12 protein-coding genes are annotated in these 12,759 nt (G+C 73.6%); 3 read left to right on the forward strand and 9 right to left on the reverse strand.

The features are described 5' to 3' along the window. Window positions 1–20: 20 nt before the first annotated feature. The 3 genes from ACIPSC_RS26805 to ACIPSC_RS26815 form a co-directional block, all read right to left on the reverse strand. On the reverse strand, window positions 21–953 hold the full coding sequence (locus tag ACIPSC_RS26805; RefSeq protein WP_400828611.1) for a MarR family transcriptional regulator: 933 nt from the start codon (window positions 951–953) through the stop codon (window positions 21–23). A 302-nt stretch (window positions 954–1,255) separates the two neighbouring features. Further along, window positions 1,256–2,182, reverse strand: coding sequence for a lysozyme (locus ACIPSC_RS26810; protein ID WP_400828612.1), 927 nt, complete (start codon window positions 2,180–2,182; stop codon window positions 1,256–1,258). Between the two features lie 214 nt (window positions 2,183–2,396). After that, window positions 2,397–2,813 carry a VOC family protein gene (locus ACIPSC_RS26815; protein WP_400828613.1) on the reverse strand — a complete coding sequence of 139 codons (417 nt, stop codon included), beginning with the start codon at window positions 2,811–2,813 and terminating at the stop codon, window positions 2,397–2,399. A gap of 480 nt (window positions 2,814–3,293) precedes the next feature. Here ACIPSC_RS26815 and ACIPSC_RS26820 point away from each other — a divergent pair, with 480 nt between their 5' ends. Beyond that, window positions 3,294–3,809, forward strand: a complete 516-nt coding sequence (locus ACIPSC_RS26820; RefSeq protein WP_400828614.1) for a hypothetical protein — start codon at window positions 3,294–3,296, stop codon at window positions 3,807–3,809. Window positions 3,810–3,908: 99 nt separating this feature from the next. Here ACIPSC_RS26820 and ACIPSC_RS26825 read toward each other — a convergent pair whose 3' ends face one another. From ACIPSC_RS26825 to ACIPSC_RS26845, 5 genes are all read right to left on the reverse strand, one after another. Then, window positions 3,909–4,598, reverse strand: a complete 690-nt coding sequence (locus ACIPSC_RS26825) for an SMI1/KNR4 family protein (protein ID WP_400828615.1) — start codon at window positions 4,596–4,598, stop codon at window positions 3,909–3,911. A 146-nt stretch (window positions 4,599–4,744) separates the two neighbouring features. After that, complete coding sequence (locus ACIPSC_RS26830) at window positions 4,745–7,096, reverse strand: collagenase (protein ID WP_400828616.1); 2,352 nt, start codon at window positions 7,094–7,096, stop codon at window positions 4,745–4,747. Window positions 7,097–7,586: 490 nt separating this feature from the next. Next, on the reverse strand, window positions 7,587–9,206 hold the full coding sequence (locus ACIPSC_RS26835; protein ID WP_400828617.1) for an MFS transporter: 1,620 nt from the start codon (window positions 9,204–9,206) through the stop codon (window positions 7,587–7,589). A gap of 102 nt (window positions 9,207–9,308) precedes the next feature. Continuing rightward, complete coding sequence (locus ACIPSC_RS26840; protein WP_400828618.1) at window positions 9,309–9,593, reverse strand: SHOCT domain-containing protein; 285 nt, start codon at window positions 9,591–9,593, stop codon at window positions 9,309–9,311. Window positions 9,594–9,700: 107 nt separating this feature from the next. Next, window positions 9,701–10,153, reverse strand: a complete 453-nt coding sequence (locus ACIPSC_RS26845) for a DUF6325 family protein (RefSeq protein WP_400828619.1) — start codon at window positions 10,151–10,153, stop codon at window positions 9,701–9,703. A gap of 581 nt (window positions 10,154–10,734) precedes the next feature. On the opposite strand from ACIPSC_RS26845, the gene ACIPSC_RS26850 reads away from it, so the two are divergent. Next, window positions 10,735–12,051 carry a hypothetical protein gene (locus ACIPSC_RS26850; RefSeq protein WP_400828620.1) on the forward strand — a complete coding sequence of 439 codons (1,317 nt, stop codon included), beginning with the start codon at window positions 10,735–10,737 and terminating at the stop codon, window positions 12,049–12,051. A gap of 146 nt (window positions 12,052–12,197) precedes the next feature. Next, on the forward strand, window positions 12,198–12,398 hold the full coding sequence (locus tag ACIPSC_RS26855) for a hypothetical protein (RefSeq protein ID WP_400828621.1): 201 nt from the start codon (window positions 12,198–12,200) through the stop codon (window positions 12,396–12,398). A gap of 130 nt (window positions 12,399–12,528) precedes the next feature. Here ACIPSC_RS26855 and ACIPSC_RS26860 read toward each other — a convergent pair whose 3' ends face one another. Then, window positions 12,529–12,744: a hypothetical protein gene (locus ACIPSC_RS26860; RefSeq protein WP_400828622.1), complete on the reverse strand. Its 216-nt coding sequence runs from the start codon at window positions 12,742–12,744 to the stop codon at window positions 12,529–12,531. Window positions 12,745–12,759: the final 15 nt, after the last annotated feature.

Here is a 12,759-nt window from a genome sequence, read left to right on the forward strand (position 1 = left end):
CCGGGGTTCGGCGCGGCCTTTCAGGGGAGCCGGTCGGAGATCGGCCGGAGCGGGAACAGTTCGGTGATCCGGCTGGCCCCGCGCTGTCGCAGCGGAAGCGCCGGCCGGTCGGGTCGCGGACCGGCGGCCAGCGGTGGCGCCCCGGTGCCCGGCGAACCGAACGGGCGGCCGTTCCCGTCCGCAGCTCCGACGGGCCTGAGCGTTCCGGATGCCCCGGCCGCTCCGGCCGTTCGGACCAGACCCTCGCCGTGCATGCGCGCCATCTCGACGGTCACCGCGTACAGGCTCCGCCCGAGGAGGAAGGCGATGTCGCGGGCGCTGCGGCGCCCGTTGACGCGGACCAGGATCTCGCGCCGGTCGCCGTTCACCGACGACCCGCCCGGGCCTGCCGGCTCCTCCAGCAGAGCGGCGCCCGTCACCGTCCGCAGGGGCCGGCCGTGGAAGGGTGCGTGCGGCGCGGCGAGCGAGGCGAGCACGCCGATCCGGCGTTCGGCCTCCTGGAGCAGCCAGTCCGCGTCGATGCCCTCCGGGGCCGCGAGGTGCTGGAAGGGGGCGCCCGGGTCGAAGGAGAACCCGTCGATCCGCCCCATGCCGATGGCCAGCGCTGCGTCCAGCGCCGCCATCAGGCAGACCAGTTGGAGCTCGGCCTGACCGACCAGCCCGCGGGCGACCAGCTCGGCCCCGGCCCGGTCGCCCGCCTCGCCGGCCCGCAGGGCCGTCGACCATTCGGACTCGCTCACCCGGCCGGAGTGCAGCAGCAGGGTCTCCACGCCCGGGGCGCCCGGTGAGGACACCTCGACGACGGCGCCCGTCCGGAAGTGGAACTGGCCGCCGGGGTCGCCGGCGACCTGGAGGGAGCCGGAGAGCTCGCCGGTCCGCGCCCTTCGCCGGATCTCGGAGGTGACGGACACCAGGGAGTCGCGGTGTTTCGCCGGCCATTCGACTTCTGGCATGTTCCCCGCAATCGCCCGGATTGAGTAGCTTTCGACTTCGGGTCCGGACTTTAGCCGCAGGGTCGAATCCGCAATCGAGGAGACCGGAATTGATCGCAAGACGCGGTCATCCGTGCATATGACAATCGGATGATGGTCGGCGGTGTCGGAATTCGTGGCGATCTGTCCGGCTCGCGGTCGGGGTGGGCGTCGGCGGTCGGACCGGCGGCTCTCAGGTGCCGGGGCGGCCGGCGGGGCGACGCCGTGGCCCGGGCCGAGGAAACGATTCTCCTCGGCCCGGGCCGGAGTGCGCCCGCTGGGGATCAGCCGTTGGCGAGGGCCTGGAGGCGGTCGTAGGCGCCGTTGAAGAGGTTCTGGTCGCCGGGGAAGGTGCCGGAGTCCGCGTACTGCCAGAAGGTCTGGTAGCTCCAGCCGTTGGGGAGCGTGCCGACGGCGGAGGCGTAGCGGGCGATCCAGAGCGGATTGGTGGACCCGAAGCCGCCGTAGTTGCCGGTGCAGGTGGCCCACCAGTTGGTGGTCGTGTAGATGGTGGGGTAGCGCCCGGTGCGGGAGCGGACGGTGTCGCTGAACGAGCGGATCCAGCTGACCATGCCGCTCTGGCTGAGGCCGTAGCAGGTGGCGCCGTAGGGGTTGTACTCGATGTCGAGGGCGGGCGGCAGCGTCCTGCCGTCGCGGGACCAGCCGCCGCCGTGGTCGACGAACCAGTTGGCCTGGGCGGAGCCGGAGGAGCGGTCCGGGAGGGCGAAGTGGTAGGCCCCGCGGATCAGCCCGGCGTTGTAGGAGCCGTTGTACTGCTGGGCGAAGTAGGGGTTCCGGTAGGTGGTCCCCTCGGTGGCCTTGACGTAGGCGAACCGGGCCCCCTTGGAGGCCACCGAGGACCAGTTGACGTTGCCCTGGTAGCTGGCGACGTCCAGTCCGGGGGTCTGGGTGACGGCGAGGGCGGCGATCCCGGCGGTGCTGCCTCTGCCCTCGTGTGCGGCGACGGTGGAGCCGGCGAAGTCGCGCTCGGGGTGGATCGGCGGCAGGTGGCGGTCCGCCTGCTCGGTGGTCGAGGGCGCCTCGGTGGTGGTGGAGGTCTCGGTGGGCGCGGGGTCGGCCGCGTAGGCCGGGGCGGCGGTGCCGGCGGCCAGGGCGACCGCCGCCGCGAGGGCGGCGAGGGCGGGGAGCCTGCGGGCTTTCGGGGTTTCGGTGGTACCGGTGGGGCTGGCGGAGCGGGAAGTGCTGGGCATGAACACTCCTCTGGTCCGGTTCTGATGACCCGTGGACAGCGGTACAGCCGGTGCGCCGGTGCGGGCCCGGCCGGGAGCAGAGTAGCCATGTCCCCGCCAGGGCCGCCAGGTATCGTCGGTCACATACTGATCGGTCGTCACATGTGTTCGCACGACGCCCCGGTGTCCGGACCGGTGGGTGGTCGGACCCCGGGGCGTTGCCGTGGCGGTCGGCTCAGGAGCGCGGCTGGACGATGTCGACCAGCCAGGTGATCCCGTAGCGGTCGGTGCACATGCCGAAGATGTCGCCCCACATCTGCTTCTCCATCGGCACCATGACGGTGCCGCCGCTGGAGAGCTTCTCCCAGTAGCCGCGCAGCTCGCCCGCGTCCTCGCCGCTCACGCTCACCGAGATGCGGCCGCCGGACGCGTCCTGGTCCCCCTGCGGACTGTCGGCGCCCATGAGGGTGAAGCCGGCGGTGGTGGTGAGCATGCTGTGCATGATCCGGTCGGCTCCGCCTCCGGCCTCGGCCTGGCCGAAGTCGCCGTAGGTGTTGACGGTGAGCTCGCCGCCGAAGACCTCGCGGTAGAACTCCATGGCCTCGCGGGCGTTGCCGCTGAAGCCGATGTAGGGGTTGAGGATGGACGCCATCGCATCTCCGTTTCCTGACGGTATGTCCGTTCTGGCAGGGTAGGTGATGGCGGGCCGACGGCCCGGTGACGGCTCCTGGTCGGCGCGGCGGACCCGGTCGGCGCCTGCCGGCGGTGTGCGGGAGCGCGGGCGGTCGGCCCACCCGGTCGGGGCGCGCCTGTCGGCCCGACCGGCCGGGGGCGCGCCCGGAGGCCCGGTGACTACGGTCGGCTCCGGCCGGTGCGCGGTGCGTTCCCGCCCCCGTCCCGCCCGAGTGCCGCCCGAGTCCCCGGCGTGGGACGTCGGACCGGCCGACTTCCTGCGCCGGCACCGCCGGGGAAGGAGGCACCCCGGCGGTGCCGGGGCGCTCGTCCGCCCGTAGGCGGACAATGGAGAACCAGTGCCAGGGTGTGCCGGAAGGGAGGCCGCCGCCGAGACCGCGCGAGCGGGGCGGCCCCGCGGCCCGAGCACCCCTGTCCGGTCGCCGACCGGGAGGTGCCCATGCCGACCGCCCCCGTCCTCCGCCGCAGCGTCCTGCTGCCGCGCCTCGCCCGCGTCGTGCACTGGCCCGGGCGCCGCCGCCCACCGCCGCGTCCCGACCGGACCGCTCAGCTCACCCGCCTGGCCGACGTCCTGGCCGAGGCGGTCGCCGAGCAGGTGCCGACGGACCTGGTCGTGGCCGGCTGCGGCGAGCCGGGCCCGGTGCCCGGCACGCTGGCCCGGGCCACCGGGCTGCAGGCCGTGCGCTGGTCCCGGCTTGCGACCAGGCTCCGGGACCTGCCCGCCGACGGCGACGTCGCCGGGCTGAGGGAGCACGCGCTCCGGCTGGTGCTCTACCACGAGTGGATGCTGCGGCACTCCGCCGATCTGGCGTTCACCTCCCACCCGGACGCGCGCACCGAGCAGGCCCGGATCCGGATCAACGGCCTCGGGGCCCCGGCCGACCGGCTGCGCGAGCTCTACCTCCTGGTCCGGGCGGAGTCCGACCGCACCCGTCGGGAGCGGTCGGGGTCCTGAGCGGCGTTGCCGGCCCGGTCCGCGCCCGGGGGCGACGCCCCCGGGCGCGGACCGGACACATGCCGCTCACCGGCGCCCGGGCCGCCCGGCTGGGGCGGGTCACCGCCCGTGTGCCTCGCGGGTGGCGCGGGCCAGCCAGTCCAGGTACCACGCGCGGAAGCCGAGCCGCTCCGCTTCGCCGGTGAGCGGCTGGAGCGAGAGGTCGGCCGCCCGGCCGTCGAACCAGAGCGTGCCGCGCTCCGGCCCGGTGACGACCAGCAGGATGTAGTAGCCGCAGCCCTCGTGGTTGAGACAGATCGCCCCGGCCGTCAGCTCCGGGTCGAGCCGCTCCCACTCCTCGTCCCAGGCCCGGAATGCCGCGCGGTAGGACTCCTCGTCGGGGAAGTCCGCCTCGACGGGCTCGCGGGCCTCGTACTCCGTCTCCCGCCGCGTCCGCTCCTCCACCGACAGGAAGTCCCGCCCGAGCAGCGTGCCGTCGTTGCGGACGCCGCCGTCGCTCCAATGCCAGCCCTGCCCGTCCCGTTGCAGCGGGAAGAGCCCGTAGTGCGGACCGGCTCCGCCGGCACCGACTTCGAGGAGGAAGGACCGGTAGTCCGGCGGGAAGGAGACGCCGAACTCGGCCTCTGCCGCCGCCACCTCGGCCTCGCCGAGCGGGGCCTCCAGCCGGAATTCGTGCCCGAACCCCTGGCCGGCGCCGAACACCTTCGCCGCGAACGGCGCCTCCCGCAGGGCCAGCACCTCCTCGCGAACCCCCGCCCAGCCTGCGGCCCGCTCCGCCGTCTCCGCCATGTCCGTTCCCTTCCTCCAGCCCGTCGCGGCGACCCTACGGCCCGCCACCGACACGGCCGGAACCGGGCGCGGCGGACGGCCGAGACGCTGCCCGGGAGGGGCGGGGCCGGACCGCCGGCGCGGTCCGGCCCCTGGGGTCACCTCGGTCACCTGCGCAGGGGGCCGTCGCAGGTGTAGTCGGCGGTGCCGGCCCGGCCGTCCGGCCAGACGTCGACCTTGCCGAACCAGCAGTTCATGTCGGCGAGGTTGTTGGCGGCGGCGCCGCCGCGGCCGAGCAGGTACTGGTCGACCGTCGAGGCCATGTCCTGGCGGACCCGGCCGGTGTCGGCGGAGTTCGTCAGGTTGGCGGTGATGCGCCCGCTGCAGCTGAAGCGCATCGTGTTGTTCCAGTCGGCGTTGTCCTTGCAGACCGGGGTGTTCTGGGTGGCGGCGGCGAAGGCGGACTGCACCTCCGAGGCCCAGGCGTAGTTCAGCCGGCCGTTGGCCGTGTAGTCGGTGTCGGGCACGAAGAGTTCCGCGGACTGCGGGAGGGCCGCGTCGATGAACGCCGTGTACTCGGCCTGGAGGCCGGTGTCGCGGCCGAGGCGGTCGCGCCAGGCGTCGTAGCCGGCCTTGTCGTCGGCGCGCAGCAGCCGGTACATCTCGGCCAGCCGGTCGGGGTGCTTCTCTCCGAGCAGGTTGAAGAAGGTGGCCGCGTACGGGTAGGCGCGGAAGCCGAGGCCGCTCCAGGTGGCGTGCAGGATCTGGTCGACCGTCAGGCGCGGGTTGCCCTGGCGGAGGTCGGCCGCGATCCCGTCCACCATGTTCTTGCGGAGCCTGACGCCGTCGTCGCGGGTGGCGCCGGCGAAGTACTCGGCGGTGCCCTCGTTCATGGCGAAGGTGGCGTCGCCCGGCCAGCGCTTGGTGTAGCCGGACTCGGGGATCGCCCAGCGCGCGTTCAGGTAGTGGGTGTACTCGTGCCGGAACAGCTCCTCCAGGCTCAGGTACGACTCCACGCCGACCACCCGCTGGTAGGTGTAGAAGGTGGAGCGGTCCTCCAGGAACATGCCGCCGTTCTCGACGTCGGCGATGCCGGCGAGCAGCCGCTGGAGGTTCCGGTAGTGGGTCTTGGTGTCGTAGAGCTGGACGGTGAGCACCGGGTGCTCGTCGCCGGCCAGCGGCTGGTCGGTGCCGATGGTGCGGAAGAACTGGGCCTTGACCTGCTTGGTGGCGTAGTAGAGCTGGTCGGCGGTGGCCCGGTCGAGCGCGGTGCGGACGACCAGGGCGCCGTTGTCGTAGCTGTAGGTGTGGGGGAAGATCTCCGGGTCGACGTCCGAGGGGCACGCCCGGTACGGGGCGCAGGCCTTGATGGCGGTGGCCCCCGCGGCGAGGGCGCCCCACTGGTAGCTCAGCCGGCCGTAGGTGTCGGTGACGTTCCGGAACACGGACGGCAGCCGGCCGGCGACCTCGTCGGTCAGGCCGGGGAGGGTGCCGATCCGGGTGTACTCCAGCATGGTGTCGGCGACGGTCCAGTCGCTCTTCGTGCCCTTGAGGTGGGTGTAGCCGGCGTAGGCGCGGAACGCCTCGCGGTAGTCCGCGTCGGCGGCCACGGCGGCCCGGAACGTGCCCTGCGGGTCCTCGCCGACGTTCTCGATGCCCTGGTAGTTGATCCGGAGGGCGCCGTAGACGGCCCAGTTCCAGCCCGCGTCGCCGATGGCCGTGCTGCCCGCGGCGAAGTACGGCAGGACCCGCTTGATCAGCCCGAGGCGGTTGGTGCGCAGGGTGGGTGCGGTGCTGGTGTGGAGCAGCTCGCCCAGGGCCCAGCCGTTGGCGGTGGTGACCTCGAAGACCCGCGGGTTGGCGGTGTAGTCCTGGATTGCGCGCTCGATCGCGGCGACGGTCCCGGCGTCCTTGATGTCGATCTCTTCGCGGTCGTAGTCGAAGAGGACCGCGACGTGCAGGAAGTACCAGAGCCCGCGCTGGTTGTGGTTGTTGGCGTTGTCGAAGGACGGCGCCAGCGCGCTCACCCTGGCGGCGACGGCCTGCACGTACGCCGGCGTGATGAGCTTGGTGAAGCGGGCGTCCCAGCTGCCCAGCAGGGGCAGCAGGCAGTCGTCGTAGCCGTGGGCCGGGTCGGCGAGGAAGTCCGCGACCTGGGACGGGCCGAGCGCGGTGAAGGCCTCGCGGCTGCACGAGGCGTCGTGGCCGGCGGCGAGTCCCGCAGGTGCGGCGGCGGGTGCGGCGACAGGTCCGGAGGCCGGCTCGCCGGCGGGCGAACCGCCGGGCGAACCGCCGGGCGTGCCGGGCCGGGTGCCGGTGTTCGGCTGGAGCCGCTCGGCGCCGTCCCAGCCCGCGGGGGCCGGAACGCCGGTGCCGCCCGACCCGGTCGGGGCCGCTGCTGCGGGGGTCGGGACGTCGGCCGCGACGGCCGGCCGGGCGCTCTGGATCAGCGGAGCCGCGAGCGTGACGGCCACGGCGGCCGCGAGCAGCGTGTTCCGCAGGCGTAGCTTGGTGGACACCAATTCTCCTCAGAAAGTGGGGTGTTGGGATTTCTGGTGTCGTGCAGAGGCCGCCGCGCGCGCCCAGGGGAGTGGAGGTGGGTGCGTGCGGGGCCGCCCCGGCACGCGGGGGTGGTGCGTGCCGGGAGCGGCCGGCCGGGTGGAAGGGCCGGCCGGTCCGGGGCCCCGTACGGGGACATCCTGGAATCAGGGCAGGGGAGTGTTCCCGTACGGGAGTTGAAGGGGCGGCGGTACCTGGTGGGAGGGGCAGGTTACCGGCCGGTGATACGTAACATAGTAATGTGAAATTGCAGTGCGCAAGGGTTCGCAGCAATGTCACTTTGTGTAGCCGGTGTGGCCGATCGGGGGTCGGCGGCGACGCGCGGGCGCCCCGGCCGGAGGTGCGGAGGCGAGAGCCCGGTCGGGGGTGACTGATGAACCGTCAAGTGCCGCTTGGTGCCTGTGCGGAGCCGGCGGTCCGTTCACTCGGCGTGCCCGCTCGCCGGACCGGTCACGATTCGTCGGTGGCGGGCTCCTCGTCGGTGCGCCCGTCCGGGGTCGGCTTTCGGCCGGGGAGGTGGCGGGTGAACAGGAAGCTCGCCGCGGTGATCCCCGCGCAGGCGAGCACGGCCGCCTTGAGTCCGTCGAGCTGCGCCTGCCGGTAGTTGTCGACGATCGCGGCCGCCTCGTCCGGCGGCACCTCCGGGTGCTCGGCGAGGGCCGCAGCCACGTCGTCCGCGGGTACGAACGACACACCCGCCTCCAGTTGGACGGCGGCCTGCCCGGCGACGGCGTCGGAGATGCGCGGATCGTTCTCGATCTTGCTGCCGACCGCGCCGGCCAGTGCGCCGATCAGGATGGCGCCGATGAGGGCCGTCCCGAGCGAGGAGCCGAGGTTCTGCGCGGTGTACTGCAGGCCGCCCGCCTCGCTGCGGTCCTCCGCCCCGACGCTGGACTGCACGGTGTTGCCCAGCTGGGAGGCGAGCATCCCGAGGCCGAGGCCGAGCAGGGCCATTGCGCCGGCGAACGAGGCGCCGCGCAGCTCCGGCTCGATCGCGGTGATCAGCCAGAGCGTGGCGGCGAGCAGGACGAGCAGGCCGGTCCGGACGATCGTCCGCGGCGAGGCGATCCGCAGCAGCAGCGTGCCGCTCATCGAGGCGGCGAGCATCGTCACGGAGACCGGCACCAGCTTCAGGCCGGTCTCGAAGGCGTCGAGCCCCTGCACCACCTGGAGGTAGAGCGGGATGACGAAGAACAGCCCGAGCAGGATGGTGTTCTGGTTGAACAGCGTCTCCAGCCCCGAGCGGAGCGTGGAGTTGCCGAACAGGTCCAGCGAGACCAGGGGCTCCAGCCCCCGGGCCTCGCGTCGGCGCTCGTGGCGGCAGAACACGTAGAGCAGCGCGGCCCCGAACGCGACGACGAACAGGGTCGGCGAGAAGCCGATCACGGTGAACGGCGGATTGCGCGGCTTCACCCAGCCCCAGGTGCCGCTCTGCAGCACGGCGAGCACCATGAGCGCGAGGCCGGCGGCCGACAGCGCGGCGCCCGCGGTGTCGAGCCGGGCCCGGCGCTCGGGGGGACGCTCGGGCGGGATCCACCGCATCAGCAGCAGGATTGCGACGACCAGCACGACCTCCCCGGCGAACACCAGCCGCCAGGTCAGGTAGGTCGTCAACCAGCCGCCGAGGAGCGGGCCGACGGCGATCCCGGCGCCCGCCAGGCCGCCCACCACCCCGTACGCCACCGCGCGCTCCCGACCCGTGTAGGAGCCGGCCACCAGCGCCGCCAGGGCGGGCAGGACGAGGGCCGCCCCGAGGCCCTCGATCACCGACCACCCGAGGGCGAGGACCCAGAGCGTGGGCGCCACCGCCGTCAGCCCGGAGCCGACCGCGTAGATCATCAGGCCGACGACGAAGACCCGGCGGCGGCCGAACATGTCGCCGAGCTTGCCGCCGGTGAGCATGAAGGCAGCCATCACCAGCGTGTACAGGGTGATGACGGCCTGGATGGCGGTCACTTCGGTGTCGAAGTCCTCGACCAGCTGGCTGATCGAGACGTTCATCACCGAGGCGTCCAGCACCATGAGGAACTGGGCGGTCCCGAGCACGACCAGCGGCTTCCACCGGCCCATCACGCCTCCAGATCGTCGGGCCCGGCCCGACCGGTTGCGGCGGGCCGGGCGTGGACGTCAGCGGGGTGCCGGCGGATGCCGGCCGGGCGGCGGACGCCGCCCTCAGCTGCCGAGGATCCGCGCCTTCTGGGCGGCGAACTCCTCCTCGGTCAGCACGCCCTGATCCTTGAGGGTGGCGAGATCCTTGAGCTGGTCGAGCTTGTCCTCCATGGTGACGCCGGCCGGCGGTGCGGCGGGCGCCGGTGCGGCCTGCTGGGGCGCGGGGGCCTCGGCGGCCTCCTGCTGGGCCCAGCGGCCGGCCTGACGGCGCGAGACACGGTTCGACACGGCGGTGGCCGTACCGGCGACGACGGCGGTACGCGCGACTCCGCGAATGAGTCCGGGCATGGCTTCCTGCCTGGGGTCGGGGGGAAGGGTGGGCGCCGACCGGGCGGACGGCGGGCGGCGCGGCCCGCGAGGGACGCATGGCGCCGCGCCCGGCCGGCGGGGCGGGGTCAGACCGAGGACTCCAGCGCGTTGAGCGCCGCGACGACGTCCTCGACGGGGATCCGGCCGCTCGCGATCATGCGGGCGCCGGCGTGGCGCAGTGCCTTCACGAGCGGCGCGGCCCAGAGGTTCTCGTAGAGGAGGACGGCGGCGGAGTCACCGGGCGCCAGCAGGGCGCCGGCCTCCGCGACGTCGTCCTCGCCGATCAGGCCGGAGGCGATGCCCTCGAAGAAGGTGAGGTCGAGTTCACCGTCCCCGTTGACGTCGGCCAGCTCGATGCCGCTGACCGTGCCGTCCTCGGCCTTCGTGATGAAGGTCAGGTCGAGGATGCGGATGATGCCGCGATCGACCAGGTCGACGAGGACGGGCATCCCCTCGCCGGTCATCCGGCTGCCCGGGAACTCCACGACCACGTAGTCGATGGGCCCGGGTTCGTCGAGTTCGCTGGATTGGTTGCTCACGACGGCTCCTGACGGTGGGGTCCGATCGGCGCACCGCAGGGCCCGGCGGGCGATCCGGCGCGCTCCTGCGACGCTAACCCGCCGCCGGGGGAGCGCGGATCACCTGTTGGGGGTGACCCGGGGCCGGTGATGCGGCCGACGGCGTGCGGTCGTTCGGGGGACCCCCGGGTCACCCCGGTGGGGTAGTCCTGCTGGCCGCGCGCGGGGGGCGGCACTTGGCTGGTCGGGAGGGCCCGTCAAGGTGGCCCACCCGCGGGCCGCTGGAGGAGAGATACATGCCGTCGTCCGAACCCGACAAGCCCGAGTCCGGTGGTGCCGAGTCCGGCGGTCCTCCGTCGGGTGGGTCGGAGTCCGGCGGTCCCGCTTCGGGGGGTGCCGCGTCGGGGGGCCCTGCGGCGGGTGGTCCCGCGCCGGGGGCCTCCGAACCGTCCGGAGGCTCGGAGCTTCCCAAGGGTGAGAAGGCGGGTGGCCCCCCGCCGGCCGGGCCCCCGCCCGCCGGTCCTCCGGCCGGCGCCCCGGCGCCCGGCGGGCCCGAGCCCACGCCGGCGGAGTCCGCGGAACTGCAGGCACTGCACGAGCGCGTGGCACAGCTGGAGTCCGACGCCGCCAAGCGGGCGCCCACCCACCACCGGATGCGCACCTTCGGCTCCACCGTCCTGGTGATCGTCGCCTCGATCCTCTCCCTGCTGGCGGTCATCGCGGTCTGGGCCCACAACGAGGTGACCGACACGGACCGGTTCGTCTCCTCGCTGGCCCCGCTGGCCCACAACCCCGACGTCCAGAACGCGCTGGCGAACCGGATCACCAACGCCGCGGCCGAGCAGATCGACGTCAAGGCCCTGGTCAACGACCTCTCGCAGGCGGCCACCGAGCAGGGCGTGCCGCCGCGCCTTGCCGACCTGATCGGCGGCCTGAGCGGCCCCCTGGAAGGCGCCCTCACCAACGTCATCCACACCGCCGCCGAGAAGGTGGTCACCAGCGACGCCTTCGCCACGGTCTGGGAGCAGGCCCTGCGGCTCGGCCATGCCAGCATGGTCAAGGCGCTGACCGGCGAGGGCGGCGGAGCCGTCCAGCTCAAGAACGACGAGGTGACCATCGACATCGGGCCGATGGTCGACAAGGTGAAGACGGAGCTGGTCAACGCCGGTTTCGCGCCCGCCGCGAAGATCCCGGAGGTGCACACCTCCTTCGTGGTCTTCTCCTCGCCCGACATCGCCAAGATCAAGGGCGGCTTCCGGCTCCTGGAGGTGCTGGGGAACTGGCTGCCGGTGATCGTGGTGCTGGTCGCCGCCGCGGGCGTGTTCACCGCCTTCAACCGGCGCCGCGCCCTGGTGGGGGCCGCGGTCGGCATCGCACTGGCCATGCTGCTGATGGGCATCGCCCTGACGGTGTTCCGGTCCTACTTCCTCGACCACCTGCCGTCGGACGCCTCGCCGGCCGCCGCCGGCGCCGTCTACGACGCCCTGGTGACGTACCTGCGCACGACTGTGCGGGTGGTGGGCGTGCTGGCCCTGGTCGTGGCCATCGGCGCCCTCATGATCGGCCCCTCGCGCGTCGCCGTGACGATCCGCTCGGTCTGCGGCCACGGGGTGGCCGCGGTCCGGCACGCCGCCGACTCGGCGGGCTTCCACGCCGGTCCGGTGGACGCGTTCGTGCGGCGCTGGAAGCGGTGGATCGGCATCGTGGTGCTGCTCGGCGCCGCCGTGATCTTCGCCTTCTGGGACCACCCGACCGGCATGGTGGTGTTCTGGTTCGCCGTGGTGGTGCTGGCGCTCTTCGCGATCCGCGAGTTCTTCGCCCCCTCGTACCCGGCCGGCGGCCCGCTCGTGCCGCGCGCCCAGGCAACCAAGCCCGGTCCGCCGGCCGCGGCCGGCCCCGGTGGGGCGGCGGCGGCCTGACGCCCGGCGTCCCGTCCGCCCAGGTGCGGCCCCCTACCGCCAGGGCTCACCTGGGCGGGGTGATGCCCGGGACGCCCGCGTCCGTGAGCATGGTGGCGGGGCCGACCGGATCCCTCCGAGGGCCGGCGCGGTCCCGGGAGGCGTGGATGCGGTACGAGATCCGGGTTGCGGGCGCGATCACCGACGACCTGTTGCACGGCGGCTTCCCCGAGCTGGAGAGCTTCGTCGTGGCGGGCCAGACCGTGCTGGTCGGCCGGATCGTCGACGAGGCGCACCTGTACGGCCTGCTCGCCCGCTTCCAGGCGCTGGGCCTGCGGATCGTCGAGCTGCGGCAGCGTTCCGACTGACCGGCCGGCAGACCGCCCGGGGACGGTGACGGGCCGGGTGGCCCGGGGCGGGCCACCCGGCCCGGTGGTCGACCGGTGCGGGCGGGGTCGGTACGGCGGGGTCGGTACGGACGGGGCCGGCCTGCGCCGGTCAGCCGGCCCACGCCCGGAGGTCGCCGAAGACGTAGTGCGCGTCGCGGACGAAGACATGGGAGCGATTGATCGCCGCGATGCCGTCCAGCCCGTTGAACAGGGCCAGGACGCCCATGAGGACGGCGGCGAAGGTGAGCATCGCATCGCCGCGGACCGGGGCGGACCCGGACGCGTGCCACGACTCCGACGGGACGTGGTGCTGTGCGGTTGCCATCGGAACCTCCGGTGT

Origin of the sequence: Kitasatospora sp. NPDC090091, from assembly GCF_044747365.1 — a bacterium.
In the GTDB taxonomy this organism is placed as follows: Bacteria; Actinomycetota; Actinomycetes; order Streptomycetales; family Streptomycetaceae; genus Kitasatospora.

Coding starts and splice junctions, on each gene's coding strand:
- ACIPSC_RS26820 (WP_400828614.1), top strand. CDS start 3,294: ATGCCGACCGCCCCCGTCCTCCGCCGCAGCGTCCTGCTGCCGCGCCTC.
- ACIPSC_RS26835 (WP_400828617.1), bottom strand. CDS start 9,206: ATGGGCCGGTGGAAGCCGCTGGTCGTGCTCGGGACCGCCCAGTTCCTC.
- ACIPSC_RS26840 (WP_400828618.1), bottom strand. CDS start 9,593: ATGCCCGGACTCATTCGCGGAGTCGCGCGTACCGCCGTCGTCGCCGGT.
- ACIPSC_RS26825 (WP_400828615.1), bottom strand. CDS start 4,598: ATGGCGGAGACGGCGGAGCGGGCCGCAGGCTGGGCGGGGGTTCGCGAG.
- ACIPSC_RS26810 (WP_400828612.1), bottom strand. CDS start 2,182: ATGCCCAGCACTTCCCGCTCCGCCAGCCCCACCGGTACCACCGAAACC.
- ACIPSC_RS26860 (WP_400828622.1), bottom strand. CDS start 12,744: ATGGCAACCGCACAGCACCACGTCCCGTCGGAGTCGTGGCACGCGTCC.
- ACIPSC_RS26805 (WP_400828611.1), bottom strand. CDS start 953: ATGCCAGAAGTCGAATGGCCGGCGAAACACCGCGACTCCCTGGTGTCC.
- ACIPSC_RS26815 (WP_400828613.1), bottom strand. CDS start 2,813: ATGGCGTCCATCCTCAACCCCTACATCGGCTTCAGCGGCAACGCCCGC.
- ACIPSC_RS26855 (WP_400828621.1), top strand. CDS start 12,198: ATGCGGTACGAGATCCGGGTTGCGGGCGCGATCACCGACGACCTGTTG.